The organism is Propioniciclava soli, assembly GCF_014858005.1.
In the GTDB taxonomy this organism is placed as follows: domain Bacteria; phylum Actinomycetota; class Actinomycetes; order Propionibacteriales; family Propionibacteriaceae; genus Propioniciclava; species Propioniciclava soli.
Genome location: NZ_JACYOT010000004.1, coordinates 434129 through 456816, shown reverse-complemented (window position 1 = coordinate 456816; position 22688 = coordinate 434129). Strand labels below are relative to the sequence as shown.

The 22688-nt window shown below is 71.2% G+C and carries 20 protein-coding genes; 3 read left to right on the top strand and 17 right to left on the bottom strand.

Translation table 11 applies throughout. From position 1 onward, the window contains the following. The first annotated feature begins 44 nt into the window (after positions 1-44). A complete protein-coding gene (locus IFY26_RS04815; RefSeq protein ID WP_232547851.1) occupies positions 45-635 on the top strand; it encodes a PepSY domain-containing protein in 591 nt (196 codons plus the stop codon). 43 nt (positions 636-678) lie between these two features. Here IFY26_RS04815 and IFY26_RS04810 read toward each other — a convergent pair whose 3' ends face one another. Next, positions 679-1764: an alcohol dehydrogenase catalytic domain-containing protein gene (locus IFY26_RS04810; RefSeq protein WP_232547850.1), complete on the bottom strand. Its 1086-nt coding sequence runs from the start codon at positions 1762-1764 to the stop codon at positions 679-681. Positions 1765-1828: 64 nt separating this feature from the next. Here IFY26_RS04810 and IFY26_RS04805 point away from each other — a divergent pair, with 64 nt between their 5' ends. Next, complete coding sequence (locus tag IFY26_RS04805) at positions 1829-2680, top strand: PadR family transcriptional regulator (RefSeq protein WP_232547849.1); 852 nt, start codon at positions 1829-1831, stop codon at positions 2678-2680. A gap of 97 nt (positions 2681-2777) precedes the next feature. Here IFY26_RS04805 and aspS read toward each other — a convergent pair whose 3' ends face one another. From aspS to IFY26_RS04775, 6 genes are all read right to left on the bottom strand, one after another. After that, positions 2778-4580 (bottom strand): aspartate--tRNA ligase, encoded by a 1803-nt coding sequence (aspS, locus tag IFY26_RS04800; RefSeq protein ID WP_232547848.1) that lies wholly within the window; start codon positions 4578-4580, stop codon positions 2778-2780. Positions 4581-4807: 227 nt separating this feature from the next. Then, positions 4808-5317 carry a universal stress protein gene (locus tag IFY26_RS04795; RefSeq protein ID WP_232547847.1) on the bottom strand — a complete coding sequence of 170 codons (510 nt, stop codon included), beginning with the start codon at positions 5315-5317 and terminating at the stop codon, positions 4808-4810. A gap of 3 nt (positions 5318-5320) precedes the next feature. After that, positions 5321-6700, bottom strand: a complete 1380-nt coding sequence (locus tag IFY26_RS04790) for an MFS transporter (protein WP_232547846.1) — start codon at positions 6698-6700, stop codon at positions 5321-5323. Continuing rightward, on the bottom strand, positions 6697-7164 hold the full coding sequence (locus tag IFY26_RS04785; RefSeq protein ID WP_232547845.1) for an SRPBCC family protein: 468 nt from the start codon (positions 7162-7164) through the stop codon (positions 6697-6699). Before IFY26_RS04785 ends, IFY26_RS04790 begins: the two co-directional genes overlap by 4 nt. 207 nt (positions 7165-7371) lie before the next feature. Continuing rightward, complete coding sequence (gene hisS, locus IFY26_RS04780; RefSeq protein ID WP_232547844.1) at positions 7372-8691, bottom strand: histidine--tRNA ligase; 1320 nt, start codon at positions 8689-8691, stop codon at positions 7372-7374. An 8-nt stretch (positions 8692-8699) separates the two neighbouring features. Then, positions 8700-9377: an MBL fold metallo-hydrolase gene (locus tag IFY26_RS04775; protein WP_232547843.1), complete on the bottom strand. Its 678-nt coding sequence runs from the start codon at positions 9375-9377 to the stop codon at positions 8700-8702. Between the two features lie 65 nt (positions 9378-9442). Here IFY26_RS04775 and IFY26_RS04770 point away from each other — a divergent pair, with 65 nt between their 5' ends. Beyond that, positions 9443-10687, top strand: coding sequence for a DUF349 domain-containing protein (locus tag IFY26_RS04770; RefSeq protein ID WP_232547842.1), 1245 nt, complete (start codon positions 9443-9445; stop codon positions 10685-10687). Between the two features lie 976 nt (positions 10688-11663). On the opposite strand, the gene IFY26_RS04765 is transcribed toward IFY26_RS04770, so the two are convergent. The 10 genes from IFY26_RS04765 to IFY26_RS04720 all read right to left on the bottom strand — a co-directional run bounded on the left by IFY26_RS04765 (position 11664) and on the right by IFY26_RS04720 (position 22156). Then, positions 11664-13946, bottom strand: coding sequence for a RelA/SpoT family protein (locus IFY26_RS04765; RefSeq protein WP_416046555.1), 2283 nt, complete (start codon positions 13944-13946; stop codon positions 11664-11666). An 87-nt stretch (positions 13947-14033) separates the two neighbouring features. Further along, positions 14034-15110, bottom strand: a complete 1077-nt coding sequence (locus tag IFY26_RS04760) for a potassium channel family protein (RefSeq protein ID WP_232547841.1) — start codon at positions 15108-15110, stop codon at positions 14034-14036. Between the two features lie 3 nt (positions 15111-15113). Further along, complete coding sequence (locus IFY26_RS04755) at positions 15114-15668, bottom strand: adenine phosphoribosyltransferase (RefSeq protein WP_232547840.1); 555 nt, start codon at positions 15666-15668, stop codon at positions 15114-15116. Further along, positions 15665-16861: a protein translocase subunit SecF gene (gene secF, locus IFY26_RS04750; RefSeq protein WP_232547839.1), complete on the bottom strand. Its 1197-nt coding sequence runs from the start codon at positions 16859-16861 to the stop codon at positions 15665-15667. Before secF ends, IFY26_RS04755 begins: the two co-directional genes overlap by 4 nt. Then, positions 16861-18546 (bottom strand): protein translocase subunit SecD, encoded by a 1686-nt coding sequence (gene secD, locus IFY26_RS04745; protein ID WP_232547838.1) that lies wholly within the window; start codon positions 18544-18546, stop codon positions 16861-16863. The genes secF and secD overlap by 1 nt, the downstream gene beginning before the upstream one ends. Before the next feature lie 37 nt (positions 18547-18583). Then, positions 18584-19018: a preprotein translocase subunit YajC gene (yajC, locus tag IFY26_RS04740; protein WP_232547837.1), complete on the bottom strand. Its 435-nt coding sequence runs from the start codon at positions 19016-19018 to the stop codon at positions 18584-18586. A 66-nt stretch (positions 19019-19084) separates the two neighbouring features. Continuing rightward, positions 19085-20116, bottom strand: a complete 1032-nt coding sequence (ruvB, locus tag IFY26_RS04735; protein WP_232547922.1) for a Holliday junction branch migration DNA helicase RuvB — start codon at positions 20114-20116, stop codon at positions 19085-19087. Positions 20117-20126: 10 nt separating this feature from the next. Further along, positions 20127-20735 (bottom strand): Holliday junction branch migration protein RuvA, encoded by a 609-nt coding sequence (gene ruvA, locus IFY26_RS04730; protein WP_232547836.1) that lies wholly within the window; start codon positions 20733-20735, stop codon positions 20127-20129. Continuing rightward, the gene (gene ruvC / locus IFY26_RS04725) at positions 20732-21292 is read right to left on the bottom strand and encodes a crossover junction endodeoxyribonuclease RuvC (RefSeq protein ID WP_232547921.1); all 561 of its coding nucleotides are present in this window, start codon (positions 21290-21292) and stop codon (positions 20732-20734) included. The genes ruvA and ruvC overlap by 4 nt, the downstream gene beginning before the upstream one ends. 99 nt (positions 21293-21391) lie before the next feature. Continuing rightward, positions 21392-22156 carry a YebC/PmpR family DNA-binding transcriptional regulator gene (locus tag IFY26_RS04720; protein WP_232547835.1) on the bottom strand — a complete coding sequence of 255 codons (765 nt, stop codon included), beginning with the start codon at positions 22154-22156 and terminating at the stop codon, positions 21392-21394. Positions 22157-22688: the final 532 nt, after the last annotated feature.

The following is a 22688-nucleotide window of genomic DNA, read 5'->3' as shown; positions in this document are numbered from 1 at the left end:
CCCCGACGCTACCCTGCCTTGTCGGGGCACCTACGGTGGAAGGCATGAACAAGAAGTCACTCGCAGCAGCGACCATTGTCCTCGGCATGGCCGTCACCGGCTGCGCCTCCTCAACCTCCGACACCGCTCCCGCGGCCAGCACCCAGCCGGTCGTCACGGATGCCGCCACCACCCCGGCCACGACGCCGACCGCCGATTCCACGGCCGGCGCCACCGACGCCGACGCGCACAACGCGGCCGCCACGGCCGCCATCGAGACCGCTGAGGCCCAGCTCGACGGCCGCGTGGTCGACCTCGAGTGGGACGACGCGCTGGTGACGGACGACGCCCACTGGGAGCTGGACGTGCTCGTGGGTGACCAGCTCCACGAACTCCAGGTCTCCGGTGACGGCACCGCCGTCACGCGCACCGACGACGACCCCGACACCATCGACGCCGGCGACGTCGCGTCGTACGAGGCCGCCTCGGTGACCATCACGCAAGCCATCGAGACCGCCCTGGCCGAGCGCCCCGGCACCGTCACTGACGTCGAGTTCGACGAGTCCGACGTCGAATGGGAGGTCGAGATCGACGGCGACGGCCTGACCGACGACGACATCGTCGTGGACGCCCAGACCGGCCAGATCGTGCCCTGACCCACGCGCGCTGACGGGCCGAGCCCATGGGGCGGCTCGGCCCTCAGCGGCGGGGATCGACCAGCACCACGCCGCGCGAGGCAGCGTTGCCCAGGCGCGGCAACGCCGCGGCGGCTTCGGCCAGCGTGAGCGGCTCCCCCGGTGCCACCAGGGCGCCGAGGTCGAGCCGGCCGTCCGCCACCCAGGCCAGCAACTCGGCGTACGCGGACGCCGCCATGCCGTGGCTGCCCAGCACATCCAGCTCCCGGGCGATGACCGGACCCATCGGCACCGGCGTCGTCGCGTCGGGCAGCAACCCGATCTGCACGTGACGCCCCCGCCGCCGCAGGGACGCCAGCGAGCCGGCCAGCGCCTCGGGCGAGCCGAGGGCGTCCACCCCCACGTGCGCACCACCGCCGGTGAGCTCGGGGGCACAGGCGAGTTCGGCCGGTGAGAGCGTGATCTCGGCGCCCAGCTCGCGGGCCCGCGTCCGTGAGGCGTCCGCGACGTCGACGGCCACGACCCGCGCGCCCGCGGCCACCCCGATCGCGACGGCCGCGAGCCCCACACCCCCGCAGCCGATCACCAGGAGCCACTCCCCGGGGCAGACCCTGCCGCGGTGCACCACCCCGCGGAACGCCGTCGCCACCCGGCAGCCCAACCCCGCGGCCTCCCGGACGCCCACCGCGTCCGGCAGGCGCACGAGGTTGGTCTCCGCGGCGTGGACGACCACGCGCTCGGCGAAGCAGCCCGGATCGCTGAAGCCCGGCTGACGCTGGTGCGGGCAGACCTGGCCGTCGCCGGCGGCGCACGTGGGGCAGTCCCCGCACGCCTGGACGAACGGCGCGGTCACCCGCTCGCCGAGCGCGAAGCCGGTGACGCCGTCGCCCAGCGCGGCGATCCGGCCGGCAAACTCGTGGCCGGGCACGTGGGGGAAGGCGGCGATGTCGGCGTCGTGGCCCTGCCAGCCGTGCCAGTCGCTGCGGCAGAGCCCGGCCGCCTCCACCGCCACGACGACCCCGCGTGGCGGCGGCGTCGGCTCGGCGATGTCGGAGACGATGATGCTGCCGCCGAAGCGGTCATAGGTGAGCGCGCGCACGCGTCCATCCTGCCGCGCGTCCACCGGTGGCGCGGTGGTGCTGAGGTGCATGGACTTGCTTTAGAGCTATCTTCGATATATCGTTAGTGACATCTCCTGACGAAAGGACATCCCCATGGAGTACGCAATGAACCAGCCCTGGTGGCTGGGCATGACCGATGATGACGGCCGCGAGCGCGGCCGCGACGGACGCCGCGGCAAGCGGCGTGGCCGGGGCGAGCGCCCCGACGACGAAGGACGCCCGCGCGGGCGCCGCTGGGGCTTCGGCCCCCAGGCGAACATGGGCCACGAAGGTCCCGAGGGTCACGGACGCCGCCCCGGCGGGTTCGGCCCCGGCGGGCCGGGCGGGCCCGGCGGACACGGGCCGATGGGGCCGGGTGGCCCTGGCGGGTTCGGCCCGGGAGGCCCCGGTGGGCCCGGTGGGTTCGGCCCGGGCGAGCACGGCCCGATGGGCCCCGGCGGGCCAGGACGCGGCGGCCGTGGCCGAGGACGGGGCCGGGGTGGCCGCGCCCGGCGCGGCGACGTCCGCCAGGCCATCTTGGCGCTGCTCACCGAGCAGCCCATGAACGGCTACCAGATCATCACCACCCTCGCTGAGCGGACCCAGGGGCTCTGGAAGCCCAGCCCGGGCGCGGTCTACCCCGCCCTGGCCCAGCTCGTCGACGAGGGCCTCATCACCGAGACCGAGGTGGACGGCCAGCGCGCCTTCACCCTCACCGAGGCCGGCCGCGAGCCCGCCGAGAACGCCGACAAGCCGTGGGAAGCGGTCAACGCCGAGGCCCAGGCTGCCGAGGCCGCGTTCGACCCGACCGCCTGGCAGGCCTACCAGACCCTCGCCACCGCGGTGCAAGCCGTCTCCCAGACCGGCACGCCCGAGCAGGTCGCGCGCGCCGCGTCCGCGCTGGGCGAGGCCGAGAAGGCGATCTACCGCCTGCTCGGTGAGCCCGAGGACGCCCCGACCGAGTGACGCAACGCACCAAGGCCGCCCCGGGGCATTCCCGGGGCGGCCTTGATGCTGGGTGCGGCCTTGATGCTGGGTGCGCCCTCGCCGAGCGCGGCCCAGCTCAGCTGGCGGGAGCCTCGGCGTCCGCCTGCTTCTTCTTGTCCGCGGGACGGGCGTCCACACCGGCCTCACGCCGCTGCTGCGGCGTGATCGGCGCGGGCGCCTGGGTGAGCGGGTCGTAGCCGTTGCCGGTCTTCGGGAACGCGATGACCTCGCGGATCGACTCCGCACCCGCGAGCAGGGCGACGATGCGGTCCCACCCGAACGCGATGCCGCCGTGGGGCGGCGCGCCGAACTTGAAGGCGTCGAGGAGGAAGCCGAACTTCTCCTGCGCCTGCTCCTCGTCGATGCCCATGATCGCGAACACGCGCTCCTGGACGTCGCGGCGGTGGATACGGATCGACCCGCCGCCGATCTCGTTGCCGTTGCACACCATGTCATAGGCCCACGCCAGCGCGTTGCCGGGGTCGGTGTCGAAGGTGTCGACCTCCTGCGGCGCGGTGAACGCGTGGTGGACGGCCGTCCACGCGCCCTCACCGACCGCGACGTCACCCTCCGCCGTCGCCTCGTTCGCGGGCTTGAACAGCGGGGCGTCCACCACCCACAGGAAGCTCCAGCTGCCGGGCTCGATGAGGCCGCACCGCTCGGCGATCTCGTTGCGGGCCGCCCCGAGCAGGTTCTGCGACGCGGTGCGCGCACCGGCGGCGAAGAAGATGCAGTCGCCGGGCTTCGCACCGGTGGCCGCCGCGAGACCGGCGCGTTCGGCGTCCGTGATGTTCTTGGCGACCGGCCCGCCGAGCTCGCCGTCCTCGCCGACCGTGACGTAGGCCAACCCGCGGGCGCCGCGCTGCTTGGCCCACTCCTGCCACGCGTCGAACGTGCGGCGCGGCTGGGACGCCCCACCCGGCATGACGACCGCGCCGACGTAGGGCGCCTGGAACACCCGGAACGGCGTGTCGGCGAAATACTCCGTGAGCTCGGTGAGCTCGAGGTCGAAGCGCAGATCGGGCTTGTCGGAGCCGTAGCGGTTCATCGCGTCGGCGAACGTCAGGCGCGGGAACGGCGTCGTCAGCTCGACGCCGATGAGCGACCACACCTCGGCGGCGATGGCCTCGCCGAGCGCGATGACGTCGTCCTGGTCGACGAAGCTCATCTCGATGTCGAGCTGGGTGAACTCCGGCTGGCGATCGGCGCGGAAGTCTTCGTCGCGGTAGCAGCGCGCGATCTGGTAGTACCGCTCCATGCCGGCCACCATGAGCAGCTGCTTGAACAGCTGGGGGCTCTGCGGCAAGGCGTACCAGCTGCCCGGCGCGAGCCGCGCGGGCACGATGAAGTCGCGCGCACCCTCGGGCGTCGAGCGCGTCATGGTGGGCGTCTCGATCTCGACGAAGTCGCGCTCGCCCAGCACGCGGCGGGCGGCGGCGTTGACCTGGCTGCGCAGCCGGATCGCCGCGGCGGGGGCCGGACGCCGCAGGTCCAGGTAGCGGTAGCGCAGCCGCGCCTCCTCGCCGACGTTGATGCGCTCGTCGATCTGGAACGGCAGCGGCGCGGACGGGTTGAGCACCTCGAGCTCGCTGATCGCCACCTCGATCTCGCCGGAGGGCAGATCGGGGTTCGCGTTGCCCTCGGGGCGGGCCTCGACGACGCCGGTGACCCGGATGCAGAACTCGTTGCGCAGGTCGTGCGCGCCCGAAGAATCGAGGATCTCGTCCCGCACCACCACCTGGGCGACGCCCGAGGCGTCCCGCAGATCGATGAAGGCGACCCCGCCATGGTCGCGGCGCCGGCCCACCCAGCCGGCGAGGGTGACGGTCTGTCCGACATCGGTGGCGCGCAGGGTGCCCGCCTCGTGGGTCCGCAGCATGACGCAGTCTTCCTTTCTCAGCCCCGCATAGACGGTGCGGGCGCAACGCCGACCATCCTAGCCCGGACGCCGGCGTCCACCCCGCACGCCCTGCCCCGCCGTCCGCCCCAGCCGGAGTGCCCCGCCGAGCGCCCGGACCGTGTGCGGGGGTTGCCACTGGGCATTTGGACCCGAGGAAATGGCGCCATGGCGCCATTTCCTCGGGTCCAAATGCCGTGTGCGGGGCGTCAGGCGTCGTCCTGGGGCACCGCGAACTCCTCGGGCTCCCCCAGCTCGGCCGGGGGCCGCACCACCAGCACGTCGCACCCCGCCGTGCGGACGACGTCGGTCGCCACGTCGCCCAGCACGCGATTGGCGATACTGCGGTCGCGAATCGCCCCGATCACGATCAGCGCGGCCCCGCGCGCCTCGGCCGTGCGCACGAGTCCCGCGGCCGGCTCACCCTCCACGAGCAGGGTGGACGCCACCCGCGCGCCGAGCCCCTGCGCGATGGCCGCCCCGGCGGCGAGGGCGTCCGTGGCGGCCTGCCGGCCGAGGACGGCCCCGCGGCGGGCGTCGCTCGGGCCCTGGACGCCGCGCGCCTCGTCCCGCTGCGACAGCTCCGAGAACGCGCAGACGATCAGCAGGTCGGCGTCCGAGTCCGCCGCCAAAACGGCTGCGCGCGCGATGGTCGGGCCCGCCAGCGGCGAGCCGTCCGTGCCGACGACGATGCGGCCGTAGTGGGTCATGCTCGCCATGGCTCAGCCCTCCCGCGACAGCGAATCGGGAACGGTGACGGAGACCTCGTCCATGTCCTTGACGATGGGCGGCTCCTTGATCCACAGCATCGCCACCGCGGCGAGCCCCAACAGGATCGCGGCGAAGGTGATCGCGTTGCCGGGGACGCCGCCGAGCAGGTTGTACACCCAGCCGAAGGTCAGCGTCTGGATCAGCATGGGGATCACGATCATCATGTTGATGACGCCCATGTACACGCCGTAGCGCGACGACGGCACCATGCGGACGGCCATGATGTAGGGCACCCCCATGATGGACGCCCACGCGATGCCGAGGCCGATGATCGGCACGAACAGCAGGAACCGGTCGGTGATGTGCGGGAAGACGAGCAGGCCCACCGTGGCGCACAGCAGCGCACCGATGTGCACCCACTTCGCGCCGTAGCGGCGCGCCATCGCGACCAGCGCGAACGCCACGCTGAAGGTGACGATGTTGTAGGCGCCGTTGACCAGGCCCGTCCAGGCGACGGCGTCCTGGTACTCGGCCGAGTGCGTGTCCGTCGTCCCGAACACCGAGTCGGCGACGGTGAGCGCCACGTACTGCCAGTAGCAGTTCATGGCGTACCACTGGAAGAGGTAGACGAGCGCCAGCTTCCGCAGCTCGACGGGCATCTCCACGATGGCCTCCCCGATCTCGCGGAAGGTGCCGACCACCGGGTTGCCCGCCTCGCGCTTGCGCTTCAGCTCCGCCAGCTCCGACGGGCTGGGCGGCAGCTCCGGGGTGGAGATCACGGAGACCAGCACGGTCGAGATGGAGCAGACGGCGCCGAGCATGAACGAGCCGAACACCCAATACGGGATGCCCGCCGCGGTGCCGCCGGCGATGAGCGCCTGGAAGACCGCGAGCGACAGATTGGCCAGCGTGATGCCCAGGCCGGTGAAGAACGACTGGGCGAGGAAGCCCTTGCCGACCTGCGAGGGCGGCAGCCGGTCGGCGATGAAGGCGCGGTAGGGCTCCATGGCGGTGTTGTTGCTGATGTCGAGCAGCCACAACAGCACCACGGCCATCCACACCGCGGCGACGAACGGGAAGAGGAACAGGCAGATCGAGCAGCCGATGGCGCCGATGATGAAGAAGGCCTTGCGGCGTCCCCACTTCTCGCTCCACACCCTGTCCGACCATGCGCCGATGATGGGCTGGATCAGCAGGCCGGTGATCGGACCCGCCATGTTGAGCAGCGGCAGGTCGTGCGGGTTCGCGCCGAGGAAGCTGTAGATCGGCGTCACCGCCGTCTGCTGCATGCCGAAGCTGTACTGGATGCCGAAGAAGCCGAGGTTCATGAGCAGGATCTGCTTCATGTTCATCAACGGCTTGGTGCGCACCACGGTCGTGGCGGCGGTCATCGTGCCTCCTCCCGTGCCAGGTACGCGTCGAGGCGTCCGAGTTCGGCCTCCCAGCCGTCGGCGTGGTACTGCGCCACGGCCGGGGCGTAGGGGCCCTGGATGATGCGTACCAGGGTGGCCTGCTTGCCCTGGGCGGTGAACTCGACGCGGAGTTCCAGCGGGGTGTCGGGGTCGATGTCGGCGTCCCCGGTGATGCGCTGCTTGGCGACGAAGACGTCGGGGTCGAAGAACTCCGTGAAGACGGCGTCGGTGGTGACGCGGACGCTCGGGTCGTCGTCGCGCACCTTCACGTGATGGTGGCGCCCACCGAGCGTGAGGTCGGACGTCACCGTCTCGGCCTCCACGTGCCAGCCGGGGCTGCCGCGCCACTGCGCCAATTCTTCGGGGGCCGTCCACGCGCGGAACACGCGGGGTCGGGGATGATCCAGCCTTCGCTCGACCACCACGATCACGTTCGCGGTCATCGAGAGCCTCCTCTCTGGGGCGGGGTGCGTCGGAGGGCCGAGGCGGTCACGACGCGCGGGATTGCCGCAGGGGAAGCGTGCCACACCTGTCCATCGCTGGACAGGGTTTTCTGAAGATTTGGACCCGAGGAAATGGCGCCATGGCGCCATTTCCTCGGGTCCAAACGCCCAGCCCCGGTCGTCCGGAGCCGCGCGGCAGCGGGGGCGTCAGCCCGCGGTGACCGTGGGGCGCAGGTCGGACGCCGGCGGCGTCCACGTCTGCGGGTCGGCCGGGACCTGCTCACCGGAGCGGATGTCCTTCACCGAGTTGTCGCTGAACCACACGTAGGGGATGCCGCGGCGGTCGGCGTAGCGGATCTGCTTGCCGAACTTGTCCGCCTTCGGCGCCACCTCGGTCGGGATGCCCCGCGCCCGCAACTGCGCCGCCACGGCGGACGCCTGCCCGCGCGTCTCCTCCGCGTCCACCGCCACCAGCACGCACGAGGGCACCGAGCGCGACGCCGTCAGTGCCCCGCGGGCCACGAGCGGCGCAACGATCCGGCTCACCCCCAGCGAGATGCCCACCCCGGGCCACGTCCGCTTCCCGTCCGAGGCGAGCGCGTCGTAGCGTCCCCCCGAGCAGATCGAACCCAGCGACTCCAACCCGGTCATCTGCGTCTCGTAGACGGTGCCGGTGTAGTAGTCCAGGCCGCGGGCGATCCGCAGGTCGGCGACCAGCCGCCCGGGAACAGCCTCTGCCGCCGCGGTCACCACCTCTGCCAGGGACGCCAGCCCCTCGTCCAGCAAGGGGTGCTGCACGCCGAGGGCGCGGACGCGCTCCACGAACGAGGTGTCGGCGGTGCGAATCTCGGCCAGGTCGAGGCACGTGGCCGCGACGCCGGCGTCCAGCGCCAATTCATCGACGAGCAACCTCTGGACGCCGTCGCGTCCGATCTTGTCGAACTTGTCGACGCGCTGCAGGACGGCAAGATGGTCCTCGATGCCCAGCCCCGCGTAGAACCCCTCGGCGAGCTTGCGGTTGTTCACGGCCATCACGACGGGGGGCACGCCGAAGCGCTCGTGGAGCCGCTCCAGCGCCTCGAGCATCACCAGAACGACCTCGACGTCGTGGTGCTCGGCGAGGGTGTTCTCGCCCACGATGTCGATGTCGGCCTGGCAGAACTCGCGGTAGCGGCCCTCCTGGGGTCGCTCGCCGCGCCACGCCTTCTGGATCTGGTAGCGGCGGAACGGGAACGTCAGGTGACCCGAATTCTCCAGCACGTAGCGCGCAAACGGCACGGTGAGGTCGTAGTGCAGGCCCAGCTCGGCGACGTCGTCGGACGCCGCGTGCAGCCGCCGGACGACATACACCTCCTTGGTGATCTCGCCCTTGCGCGTCAGGGAGTCCATCGTCTCGAGCGCGCGGGTCTCGATGGACGCGAAGCCGTGCAGCTCGAAGGTCTCGCGCAGCGTGTCGAGCACGGCCTGCTCGACGATGCGTCCGGACGGCAGGAACTCGGGGAAGCCGGAGAGCGGCTTGGGTCGCATGGTCACCTTCAGTGGGATCGGAGGAACGGGTTCGTGGCCCGCTCGTGGGCCAGGGTGGTCTCTGGGCCGTGACCGGGCAGCAGGGCCGCGGTGTCCGGCAGGGCCAGCACCACGTCGGCGAGCGTGGTGAGCATGGTGGCGTGGTCGCCGCCGGGCAGGTCGGTACGTCCGATGGCGCCGGCGAACACCACGTCGCCGGTGAAGACGAGCTCGGTCAGCTCGGGAGCCTGCGCGAAGCGCTCGGGCAGCTCCACGCGCCACAGCAGCGATCCGGGCGTGTGCCCCGGCGCGGCGACCGTGGTGAACCGGGCGCCCGCGGCGTCCACCGTTTCACCGCCGGCGAGCAGGCGCAGGTCGGCCGGTGCGGTGTGGTTCACACCGAAACGCTCGACGATCTCGCGAGCCCAGTCCGGCAGCGTGGCCGGGTCGAGCATGGGGGCGTCCGCCGCGTGCAGATAGGCGGGGACGCCGTGGCGATCGGCCACGTCCGCGGCGGCCCCGACGTGGTCGGGGTGGCCGTGGGTGAGGAGGACGGCGTCCAGGGTGAGGCCCTGTTCGGTGAGGATGCCGTGGACGCCGTCGGCCGCGTTGACGCCCGGGTCGACGACGACCGCGTGGGCGTCGTCGGCGGACCAGACGTAGCAGTTGGCCTGCAACGGGCCCGCCGGGAAGGACGTCAGGAACATGGCTCCCACCCTAGCGATTGGGACTCGGCGCGACCGCGCGCGCGTTATGGGGCAAGATGGGGCGCATGACTGATGCACAGGGTCCGGCGAGCTTCGGTCGGGTCGATTCCGACGGCACCGTCCACGTGACGACGGCGGACGGCGAACGCGCCGTCGGCCAGGTGCCCGGCGTCTCGCCCGAGGAAGCGCTGGCCTTCTTCGTCCGCCGGTACGAGGCACTCGAGCTCGAGGTGACGCTGCTGGAGCAGCGGTTGAACTCGGGGCTCGTCTCCCCCGACGACGCCCGCAAGGCGATCACGTCGGTCACGAAGTCGGTGACGGGGGCCAACGCGGTGGGCGATTTGGCGTCGCTGACGGCACGGCTGGACGCCCTGGCGCCGAAGCTGACCGAGGCGACGGAGGCCCGCAAGGCCGAACGGGCCAAGCAGAACGAGGCGACCCGCGCCGCCAAGGAGGGCATGGTCGCCGAGGCCGAGAAGATCGCCCAGGGCAACGACTGGCGCGGCGGCGTCAACCGATTCCGCGCCCTGCTGGACGAGTGGAAGGCCCTCCCCCGCATCGACCGCGCCACCGATGACGCCCTGTGGCACCGCTTCAGCTCCGCGCGCACCACGTACACGCGCCGGCGCAAGGCGCAGTTCGCCGAGCAATCGGTCAAGTGGGACGCCGCGAAGGCCACGAAGCAGGAGATCATCGCCGAGGCCCGCGAGCTGGCCGACTCCACCGACTGGGGGCCGACGGCCGGCGCGTTCCGCGAACTGATGAACCGCTGGCGTGCCGCCGGCTCCGCCCAGCGCGACGCCGACGAGAAGCTGTGGGCCGAGTTCCGCGGGCTGCAGGACCAGTTCTTCAACGCCCGCACCTCGGCCCAGTCGGTGCAGGACGAGGAGTTCGCCGGCAACCAGACTGCCAAGGAGGAGCTGCTCACGAAGGCGGAGGCGGATCTGCTGCCCGTCACCGATCCCGTCGCGGCGCGCACGGCGTACCGAGCGTTCCTGGAGGAGTACAACGCGCTCGGCAAGGTGCCGCGCGACGCGATCCGCCCGCTCGACCAGCGGCTCCGCAAGCTGGAGAGTGCCGTCAAGGAGGCCGAGGACGCCGAGTGGAAGCGCACCGATCCCGAAGCGCGTCAGCGCGCCGAGGAGACGGTGAACATGCTCAGCGCCGAGATCGAGAAGCTGCAGGAGCGGATTGCCAAGGCCGAGGCCCGCGGGGACGCGTCCGCGGTCAAGAAGGCCCAGGACTCCGTCGCGGCCTACACCACCTGGCTCGATCAGGCCAAGGCCACCCTGGCGGACTTCACCCGCTGAGCGGACGCCCGTCCGCGCGCTGCGCGCTGGGGCGTCCGGCGTTGCCGGGACGCAAGCAACGGGCGTCCGGCCTTGCCGGCATGCGTGCGGCTGACGTCAGGCATTGCCGGGACGCGTGCGGCCGGCGTCAGGCATTGCCGGTACGCGTGCGGTCGGCCGCTCGGTCTGGATGCCGCCGAGTCCCTCGTTGGGGGCGTTCCCTGGGGTTCTGGGCCACCGTTGGGGGCGCCACCCTGTCGAGAGGTCCCACCACCCTGTCGTTGCGACGGCGTCCTTGGCGGTAGGGCCCGCCACCCTGTCATTGCGACGGCCACCCTGTGGCTGGCCCCGCCACCCTGTCGTTGCGACGGCCACCCTGTCGCTGGGCCCGCCACCCTGTCCTTACGTCCGCCGCCCTGCCAGAATCCCACCACCCTGCCTTCGCAACAGGCTTCTGGTCGTCTTCGGGCAGGGCGGCGGCGTCAAGGACAGGGAGGTGTGTCCCCGGCCAGGCACGAGGACGCCGGGGGTCACCTCGTCGGAGCCCACGTGGCGCGCGTCCGGGGCACGTGGCGCAGTGCAGCTCACGTGGCGGCCCGTCCAAGGCCCTCCAGGTGAGTTGCACTGCGCCACGTGCATTCGAAGTGCGCCACCTGCCTCCGAGGTGCGCCAGGTACCTCCGCTTCGGGCCACGAGCAGGCCAGGCATCGAGCGTCCGCCACCCCGGGGCCGCTCCCCTGCCTGCGCGGCGCTCAAACGGGGGTGATCACGCGCCCTAGAGGAGGGTTTGAGACCGAAGTGTGCGTGTCGGCGCCGATCACGGCCGCGGGGGCGCAACCGCCACCACCGAGGATCCCGACCCGGATCAGCCCCAACCAGTCCGACCAGCCCCCACCAGCCCCGAGCAGTCCCGATCATCCCCGGATCAGCCCCGAGCAGCCCCAACCAGCCCCGGAGCAGCCCCGGATCAGCCCCGACCAACCCCGACCAGCCCCCATCAGCCTGGCTTCACCCGGTTGACCTCGTAGACACCCGGGAGGCGCCGCAGGCCGGTCATGACGGTCTCCAACAGGCTGGGGTCGGCCACCTGGAACGTGAGCTGCATGGTGAACACGTGGTCCGGGGTGGCGTTCGCGCTCACCGAGGCGATGGAGGTGTGCAGCTCCGAGAGCACCCGGGTGACGTCGGAGAGCATGCCCTGCCGGTCGATCCCCTCCAGTTGGACGGCCACGGTGAATGCCGCGTCCGTGGTGGGCGCCCAGGAGACGTCGACCATCCGGTCCGACATCCGCCGCAGGGCGGTGACGTTCGTGCAGTCCTCGCGGTGCACCGAGATGCCGTCCCCGCGGGTCACGAAACCCACGATCGGATCCCCCGGCACCGGCAGGCAACACTTCGCCAGCTTGGTCTGCAGGCCGGCGTCCCCCTGCACGACGACGCCGGTGTGCCCGCGCGGCAGCTTGCGTCCGGGCTGCAGGAGCAGCGCCTCGTCCACCAGGGACGCCTCCGCCGCGGCCACGCCCCCGCCCATCGACTCCACGAGCTGCGCGATCACCGCTTGCGCGCCGATGGTGCCCTCCCCGACGGCGGCGAGCAGCGACTGGCTGTCGGACACATGGAAGTGCTGCGCCAGCCCGACGAGCACCTCGCTCGTCAAGAGCCGGGACGCCAACTGCTGACGCCGCATCTGTCGCGCCAAGGCGTCCTTGCCCGTCTCGATCGCCTCGTCGCGCCGCTCCCGGCTGAAGTGCTGCCGAATCTTCGATCGCGCGCGAGGCGTCTTGACGAACCCCAGCCAGTCCCGGCTCGGCCCGGCCGTGGGCGCCTTCGACGTGATGATGTCGACGCTCATCCCCATGTCGAGCGTCGAGTCCAGCGGCACCAGGCGACCGTCCACGCGCGCGCCGATGCAACGGTGACCGACCTCGGTGTGGATCGCGTAGGCGAAGTCCACCGGCGTCGACCCCGCCGGCAGCGAGATGACGTCGCCCTTGGGCGAGAACACGAACACCTCGTTCTTGACGATCTCCTCGGTGAACGTGTCGAGGAATTCTCCGGAGTCCTCGGTCTCCTTCTGCCACTCCGAGATCGACTGCACCCACGTGATCTCGTTGCCGGCGCTCTTGCCCTCCTTGTAGCGCCAGTGCGCCGCGACGCCGTGCTCGGCCTGCCGGTGCATGTCGTGGGTGCGGATCTGGAGCTCGACCGGCTTGCCGCCCGGGCCCAGCACGGTCGTGTGCAACGACTGGTACAGGTTGAACTTCGGCATCGCGATGTAGTCCTTGAACCGGCCCGGCACCGGCTTCCACCGGTTGTGCAGGATGCCGAGGACGTCGTAGCAGTCGCGCTTGTCGTCCACCAGGATGCGCAGGGCCACGAGGTCGTAGATGTCGTAGAAGTCCCGACCCCGCACCATCATCTTCTGGTAGATCGAGTAGTAGTGCTTCGGCCGGCCGTACACCACCGCCTTGATCCGGTTCGCCGCGAGATCGGCGTTCACCTGGTCGATGACCGTGCGCAGGTACTGCTCGCGCAGGGGCGCGCGCTCGGCGACGAGCTTCACGATCTCGGAGTACACCTTCGGCTCGATCACCGAGAACGCCAAGTCCTCCAGCTCCCACTTGATCGCGCTCATGCCGAGCCGGTGGGCCAGCGGCGCATAGATCTCGAGGGTGTCGTTGGCGATGCGGATCTGCTTGTCCTGCCGCAGCGAACCCAGCGTGCGCATGTTGTGCAGCCGGTCGGCCAGCTTGATCACGAGGACGCGGATGTCGCGGCTCATCGCCACAACCATCTTGCGGATCGTCTCCGCCTTGGCCGTCTCGCCGTACTTGACCTTGTCGAGCTTCGTGACGCCGTCGACCATGCGGGCGATCTCCGGGCCGAAGTCGGCGCCCAGCTGTTCCAGTGAGTAGTCCGTGTCCTCCACAGTGTCGTGCAGCAGGGCCGCGCACACGGTCGCCTCGTTCATCCCGAGCGTCGCCAGAATGGACGCCACCGCCAGCGGGTGGGTGATGTAGGGGTCGCCGCTCTTGCGGAGCTGGCCGTCGTGGTACTGCTCGGCCACCCGGTAGGCGCGCTCGATGAGGGCGGCGTCCGCCTTCGGGTGGTGCTGGCGCATGGCGGCGAGCAACGGCTCGAGCTGCACCGCGCCCACCGGCTTGGCCGAGCCGAGGCGCGCGAGCACCTTGCGCATGCTCAGGCGTTCGGGTGCCCGGTCCGGCGGCGGGGGCGCGGCGGCCGCGGACGTGGCCTCGCCGAGGGCCTGGTCACCCGGCATGGTCTCACTCATCGCCCCACCTCCCGCTCGTGGCCCGAGTCTAGGCCCTGCCCGGCCCCCACGAGCGCCCGGACGCCGCCGGTGCGCCTAGTCGCTGTCGGCACGCTCCGAACGCCCCGCCTGCGCCCGCGCGCGCGAGGGGCGGACCACGATGAGCTGGTCACCCGTCTTGAGGGTCGAACAGCTCGGGTCGTAGAAGCGCCGCAGCAGCCCACCGCGCACCACGCCGAGCACCTGCTCGCCGGTGATGGTTTCCGCGCCGGCGCCCACCTCGTCGGGAGCCACGTTGCGCTGGGAGATCTCCAGCCCCTCGCCGTGGGTCAGCAGGTCGTCCATGAGGTTGCCCATGTCGGGGCTCAGGGTGGCCAGCCCGACGAGGCGACCGACGGCGTCCGAGGACGTCACGACCCCGTCGGCGCCGGACTGCCGCAGCAGGGAGATGTTCTCGGCCTGGCGCACCGACGCCACGATGTGCGCGTGCGGGTTGAGTTGGCGGGCGGTCAGCGTGGCGAGGATCGCCGTGTCGTCCCGGTTGACCGTGATGATGATGTGCTTGGCCTTCGGCAGCTCGGCGCGCCGCAGCAGATCTCGTGACGTCGCGTCGCCGTGGAAGGCCGCGATGCCGTCGTGGTTCGCGGCGTCCACCGCGATGGGGTTGGCGTCCACCACGACCACGCGGTCGCGCTGCGCCCCGCTGCGCAGCAGCGTCTGCAGCGCGCTGCGCCCCATGGTCCCGTAACCCAGCAGCACGGTGTGATTGCGCATCTTCCTCCTCCAGCGGGCGTCCAGGATCGACTGCCGGCCCTGGTTGGCCAGCACCTCCAGCGTCGTGCCGACCAACAACACCAGGAACGCGATGCGCAGCGGCGTCACGACGATGGCGTTCAGCAGGCGGGCGTGGTCGGACACGGGCGTGATGTCACCGTAGCCCGTGGTGGTCACGGTGACGGTGGCGTAGTACACCGCATCGATCAGGCTGATGCCGTCCTGGTTGATGTTGTCGGCATAGCTGGCGCGGTCGAACCACACCACCGCGGTGTTGAGGGCCATGATCAACACCACCAGCCCGATGCGCCGGGCGATCTCGCGGAAGGGGTCCTCGCGCAGCCGCGGCAGCCGGACGAGGGCCTCCGCGGGCCCACGCGCAGGGGCGGGCGCGGCCACGCCTCAGACCGTCACAACCGCGGACACCGCATCGATGCCCGTCTGCGCGAGCGCCTCGCGACCGTTCAGGAAGCCCAGCTCCATCAACACCGCCACGTGCACCAGCTCGGCCCCCTGCCGCTTGATGAGGGACGCCGTGGCCCCGACGGTGCCGCCGGTGGCGAGGATGTCGTCGACGACGAGGACGCGCGCCCCCGGCCACAGGGCGTCGGTGTGCATGGCGAGGGTGGCGTGACCGTACTCGAGCGCGAAGCTCTCCTCGATGGACGCCGACGGCAGCTTGCCCGGCTTGCGCACCGGGACGAAACCGGCCCCCAAACTCAACGCCACCGGCGCGGCGAAGAGGAAGCCCCGCGCCTCCATCCCCACCACGATGTCGATCGGGGTGGGGGCCAGCGCGGTGATCTGGTCGACCGCGAGCCGGAACCCCTCGGCATCGGCCAGGAGCGGCGTGATGTCCTTGAAGACGACGCCGGGCTTGGGCCAGTCGGGGACGTCGCGGATCAGCGCCTCGATCCGAGCGACCGGGTCAGGACCCAGCGGCAGCGGCGCGCTCACGGCTGGTCCTGGCGTCGCTGGGATCGGGTGGTGCGCTTCGGCTGGGTCCGCGGGCCCATCTGCTCGGGTCGCAGCTCGTCGGGACGAACCGCCCCCAGCGTGCGCGGGTCGACGGCGGACGCCCCACTGAGCGCCGTGGCGTAGCCCACCGGCTGCTGCGTGGCCGGCTCGTCCGCGTCGGCGCCCACCCGGGACGCCCGCTCGGACTTCCGCGCCCGGCGGCGCTCGAGGCGGGCCTCGTGCTCCACCATGTCGGCGTCGCGCTGGCGCAACTCCACGAACAGCGGGGCGGCCAGGAAGATCGAGCTGTACGCGCCGGCGATCATGCCGACGAAGAGGGCGAGACCCAGATCCATGAGCGGGCCGGTCCCCAGGATGAACGTGCCGGTGAACAGCAGCGCGGCCACCGGGAGGACGCCGATGATCGTCGTGTTCAGCGAGCGGATCAACACCTGGTTGACGGCCAGGTTGACCCACTGGGCGAGCGTGCGGTCGGAGCCCTTCACCTCGCGGAGGTTGTCCCGCACCCGATCGAACACCACCACGGTGTCGTACAGGGAGTACCCGAGGATGGTCAGGGTGCCGATGAGGCTGGCCGGGCTGAACGTGAACTGCAGCAGGGCGTAGACACCGATCACCACGATCAGGTCGTGCGCCAGGGCGATGAGTGCTGCGACCGACATCTTCCAGTTGCGGAAGTAGGCCCAGATCATCAACGCCACGAGCACGAGGAACACCACCAGGGCGATCAGCCCCTGCTGGGTGATCTGCTGGCCCCAGGATGACCCGATGAGGTTGTTGGTCACCTCGGTGGTGTCCACGCCCGCGTGCTCGGCCAGCGCGGCCGTCATCTGGTTGATCTCCTCGGCGTTCAGGGCGCGCGTCTGGACGCGGACCTGGTCGTCGCCGATCGTGTTCACCCGCACCTCACCCAGGTCGGGCAGATCCGTGTCCTGCGCCACGGTGCGGTACTCGTCCACCGTCGTCGCCGTCACCGGGGTGGGCACGTTGAACTCCGAGCCGCCGGTGAAGTCGATGGACAGGTTCAGGCCGCGCAACCCGATGAAGGCCAGGCAGGCCACCAACAGGACCGCCGAGATCAGGTACCAGCGCTTGCGGTGACCCACGAAGTCGTAGCTGACCTCGCCGGAGTAGAGCCGGTGGGCCAGGCTCGAGCGGGCGTTCTTCGCCATCACGCCTCCTTCGGGGTGGCGAGCGCACGCCGGCGGGAGAGGCCGCGTCCGCGTTGGGTGGCACCGAGGTGCTCCGGCTCGAAGCCCGAGAAGCGGCGTCCCTCGCCGAAGTAGCGGGTGCGGCCGAGCAGCGTCATGAGCGGCTTGGTGAACCAGAAGACCACGGCGATGTCGATCAGGGTCGTGAGCCCGAGGGTGAAGGCGAAGCCGCGCACCGATCCGATGGCCAAGATGAACAGCACCACCGCCGACAGCAGCGACACGGCGTCCGCGATCAGGATCGTCTTGCGCGAGCCCACCCAGCCGGTCTCGATCGCGCTGCGCAGGCTGCGGCCCTCCCGCACCTCGTCGCGGATCCGTTCGAAGAAGATGATGAACGAGTCGGCCGTCATGCCGATGGCGACGATGACGCCGGCGATGCCGGGCAGGTTGAGCGCGAAGCCCATGCCCTCACCCAGCAGCACCATGAACTGGTAGGTCAGCACGGCCGCCACCGCCAGGGAGCCGATGACCACGGCGCTGAGAGCGCGGTAGTAGAAGACGGCGTACCCGATGACGAGGATCAGACCGATCGCGCCGGCGATGAGGCCGGCGCTCAGCTGCTCGCCGCCCAGGGTCGGCGACACGTTCGAGACCTCGGACAGGTCGAAGGCCAGCGGCAGCGCGCCGTAGCGCAGCACGTTCGCCAAGTCGTTCGCCGTCTGCTGGGTGAAGTCGCCCGAGATCTGCGCCTGCCCGTTCGGGATCGGCTCGTTCATCCGCGGCGCGGAGATGACCTGGGAGTCCAGCACGATCGCGAACTGGTTCTGCGGCTCGGTGCGAGCCGCCAGATCCGACGACACCGTGCTGAAGATGCCGGTGCCCACGTCGTTGAACTGCAGGTTGACGATCCAGCTGACCTGGCCCTGCGGGATGCCGGCCTGGGCGTTGGTGAGCATGTCACCGGTCAGCAGCGCCGGCCCGAGCAGGAACTTCGTGGTGCCCTCCCGGTCGCAGGTGATCAGCGGCTGGTCGGTCACGTCCGGGAAGTCGTCGCCGCACTGGTAGGCGGCGAAGTCGGAGAGGTCGCGGCTCGACGGCTGCCAGGCCAACGCCTCCTCGGTGGTGGGCTGGACGGCCGCCGGTTCGGTCGGGCGCGGGGTGGCGGCGGGCGTCGGGAGGCCGGGCGCCGGCCGGGGGTCGACCGCGGCGGGCGACTCGGTCGACGTCGGCTCCGCAGACGCGTCGGGGGCCGCCGGCGCCGCGGTGGCGTCGCCGGAGGCGTCCACGCTGGGCTCGGTGGGCGCCACGGCCGCCTGGACGGCCTCCATGCTGTGGACGCCCCGGAAGTACAGCTGGGCGGTCTGGCCGACCATCTCCTGGAGCTGGGCAGGGGCGACGTTCGGCACCGAGACCTGGATCTGGTTGTTGCCGACCGTCGCGACCTCGGACTCACCGACGCCGACGGCGTCCACGCGCTGCTGGATGATCGTGCGCGCCTGCTCGAGGCTCGCCTGGTCCACACCCCCGCCGCCCGTGATGTTGCGCGCGGTGAGCGTGATCGTCGTGCCGCCCCGCAGGTCGAGGCCCAGCTTGGGCGCCCACGCCCCGCTCAGGGCCATGATGCCGAACAGCACCGCAATGAATGCGAAGAAGATGATCAGGGTGCGCAGCGGTCGCTGCCGATGCCTGGTCTCGGTGGCCACGGGTGAACGTCCTCGGAGGCGATGGGGAAGAAAGGGGTTACTGCTGTTGGGGGCGCTCGTACGTCGTCGGCTCGTCGCGGGCCAGCGTGGGGTCGGCGTACCCGTCGAGGGGCTGCACCGTCTCGTCGAGGAGCACCTCGTCGGTGAGCGCCGCGTCGTCGGCGTCGACCGCGTCGACCTCGTCGTAGACGAACTCGTCGTCGGCCGGGTCGACGGCCTTCATGATGGCCTGCTTCAGCACGGTCATCTCCACGCCCGGGGCGATCTCGATGACGGCCTGGCGGTCACCGAGCTGCGCGATCGTGCCGTAGACGCCCGACGTCGTCATGACGCGCGAGCCCGGGCCCAACTGGCTCACCATCTCCTGCTGCTGGCGCTGCTTGCGCTGCGCGGGGCGGATCAGCAGGAAGTAGAAGGCGGCGACCATCAGCGCGAGCATCAGGAGCGTCGACATCAATTGTGGGTCAGGCATGATTCCTTCGAGCTTTCGATCGGCTGCACCCCCGGCCGGGGGCTGAACACCGGGCAAGACTACCTTCTACTCCTGCCCGGTGCTGAACAGGTCCGTGTGCGTCGCGGGAACGGCGAGCCCCAGGTGGTTCCAGGCCCGCCGGGTGGCGACGCGGCCGCGCGGCGTCCGCATGAGGAACCCCTGCCGGATGAGGTAGGGCTCGGCAACCTCCTCCACCGTCTCGGTCTCCTCCCCCACGCTCATGGCCAGCGTGGAGAGCCCGACGGGGCCGCCGCCGAAGCGCACACAGATTGCGTCGAGCACCGCGCGGTCGAGCCGGTCGAGGCCCAGTTCGTCGACCTCGTAGAGCTCCAGGGCGGCGGCCGCGACCCCGGGGGTGATGCGGCCGGACGCCTTCACGAGCGCATAGTCGCGGACGCGGCGCAGCAGGCGGTTCGCGATGCGGGGCGTCCCGCGGCTGCGGGATGCGATGACCTCGGCGCTCGGCGTGTCGAGCTCCACCTGGAGCAGGGTTGCGCTGCGCGCGACGATGCCGACGAGCGCGCCGGCCTCGTAGTAGTCGAGTTGGCCGGTGAAGCCGAAACGGTCGCGCAGCGGGCCGGGCAGCAGACCGGCGCGCGTCGTGGCGCCCACCAGGGTGAACCGCGGGATCTCGAGCGGGATCTCGGTGGCGCCCGGGCCCTTGCCGACGATCACGTCGACGCGGAAGTCCTCCATCGCGAGGTACAACATCTCCTCGGCTGGCCGGCTCATGCGGTGGATCTCGTCGAGGAAGAACACCTCCCCCTCGGTCAGCCCGCTGAGGATCGCGGCGAGGTCCCCCGCGTGCTGGATCGCCGGGCCCGAGCTGATGCGCAGGGGTTGGCCGAGCTCGTGGGCGATGATCATGGCCAGCGTCGTCTTGCCCAGCCCGGGCGGGCCGGACAGCAACACGTGGTCGGGCACCTGACCGCGGGCGCGGGCGGCGTCCAGCACGAGGCCGAGTTGCTCGGAAACCCGTGGCTGGCCGCGGAACTCGGCCAGCGAGGGGGGCCGCAGCGCACCCTCGGCGGCGGAGTCGTCGAGGTGGGCGTGCGGGTCCAGCGGATCCTCCGACAGCGTGGCCACCTCAGCGCGCCAGACTCTTCAGCGCCGCCCGCATGAGCTCCCCGATGCCGACGCCCGGGTCCTCCTCCTGCAGCGGCGCGACGCGCTCGACCGCGGCGGCGGCGTCCTTGGCCGACCAGCCGAGCGACTCCAACCCGGACGCCACCTGCTCGCGCCACACCTCGGACGGCGCCGGCACCGGCCCGGACGACAGGTCCGGCGTGGCACCGAGGGCGTTGACCTTGTCCTTGAGTTCGATGACCATCTTCTTGGCGCCCTTGGGGCCGATGCCGGGCACCTTGGTGAGCGCCACGACGTTCTCAGCAAGGATCGCGGCGCGGAACTCCCCCGGAGGCAGCACCGAGACCACCGCCTGGGCGATCTTCGGTCCGACCCCGGACGCCGACTGCACGAGCTCGAACGCGTCCCGCTCCTCGGGTTCGGCGAAGCCGTAGAGGGTGAGGGAGTCCTCGCGGACGATGAGCGAGGTGTACAGCGTGGTCGCCTCCCCCACCCGGACGGACGCGACCGTCGCCGGGGAGCACAGGGCGCGCACGCCGAAACCGGAGAGATCGAGCACCACCCAGGTGCCCCCCACGGAGACGACGGTGCCGGTCAGCTGGGCGATCATGCGGGCTTTCTCCGTTCGGCGGCGAGGGCACGGGCTCGGGCGCGCCCCTCGGCGAGGTCGCGGCGCTGCTGCGCCTGGGCGATGCGGGCGATGGCGGGCGCGCGCCACAGGTGGCAGACGGCCAGCGCGACGGCGTCCGCGGCGTCTGCCGGCTTGGGGGGTGCGTCGAGGGCGAGGATCCGCATGACCATCTGCCCCACCTGCGCCTTGTCGGCGCGGCCATTGCCGGTGATGGCGGCCTTCACCTCGGTCGGCGTGTGCTGGGCGACAGCCAGCCCGGCCCGCGTGCCCACGAGGAGCACGACGCCGGACGCCTGCGCCGTCCCGATGATCGAGCTCACGTCCCGGCGCGCGAAGACCCGCTCGACGGCGAGGGCGTCCGGGCGGTACTCCGCCACGTACCGCACGAGCGAGCGTTCGACGGCGGCGAGCCGCTGACCGGTCTCCATGGCGGCCGGGGTGCGGATCACGTCGGCCAGGAGCAGCGCAGGCTTGCGCCCGGGCTGGCCCTCGATCACCCCGATGCCGCACCGGGTGAGGCCGGGGTCGATCCCCAGAACGCGCATGAATCCCCTTCGCCGAAGGTCACACCCACCGGGATGCTCCCGGGGGCACGACCGTCCGTCTGCTGCCGAACGTCTGTTCGGATCCTAGGCTCAGGCGTCGAGGGATTCGAGGATTTCCTCCGGCACGTCCTCATTGGAGTAGACGTTCTGCACGTCGTCGACGTCCTCGATGGCGTCCAGCAGCTTGAACAGCTTGGCCGCGCCGTCGGCGTCCGACACCGCCTGGTCGTACTGGGGGCGGAACTCCACCTCGGCGGCGTCGTAGTCGAGCCCCGCGTCCTGGACGGCCTTGCGCACCTCGACCAGGTTGGTCGGGTCGCAGACGATCTGGAAGGACTCGCCGCCGTCGACGATGTCCTCCGGCTCGGCCTCGAGGGTGGCCTCGAGCAGGTCATCCTCGCTGACGGGCTTCGCCTGCTGCTTGGCGACCGTGACGACGCCCTTGCGGTCGTAGATGCGGCTCACCGAGCCGACGTCGGCCTGCGTGCCGCCGTTGCGCGTGATCGCGACCTTCACATCGGACGCCGAGCGGTTGCGATTGTCGGTGAGGCACTCGATGAGGATCGCGACGCCCCCGGGGCCGTACGCCTCGTACATGATCTCGACGTAGTCGACCGCCTCGCCGCCGACGCCCGAACCGCGCTTGACGGCGCGATCGATGTTGTCGTTGGGAACGGAGTTCTTCTTCGCCTTCTGGATGGCGTCGTACAGCGTCGGGTTGCCCCCGGGGTCACCACCACCGGTGCGCGCCGCGACCTCGATCTTCTTGATGAGGTTCGCGAACAGCTTGCCGCGCTTGGCGTCGATCGCCGCCTTCTTGTGCTTCGTGGTGGCCCACTTGGAGTGACCGCTCATGCTTCTCCCGTTGGTTCTGGGTTCTCAACTTTCCCGATTCTAGTGCGCTCGGCGCGTTCCGCTGCGCGCGGGCGTCCGGCGCGCGGGCGCCGTAGGGTCTCGGTTGCTGACGCCCCGGCGTCGACGAGGCGTGCATGTGCATGGGTTCTCGACGTGCGCGGGCCGTCCAGCGTCGACAAGGCGTGCATGTGCATGGATTCTCGACGTGCGCGGTCCGTCAGGCGTCGACAAGGCGTGCATGTGCATGGGTTCTCGACACCACCGACCGTCCGGCGTCGACAGGACGCAGGTGCCTCCCGGCGGATGGCGTCCACGGGTGCCGGCCGTGGGAGCCGCTCCGACGGCGCCCATTCCTGCGATCAAGCCGGGTCCACCGATGGGTCACCCCCATCCCCGCCACCCTGCCGGTAGCCCCGCCACCCTGCCGGTAGCCCCGCTCCCCTGCCGCCGCCCGCGCCTCCCTACCGGTACCGTCGCCTCCCTACCACCACCGTCGCGACCCTGCCCGCAACCCACCTCCCCAGCGTTGCAG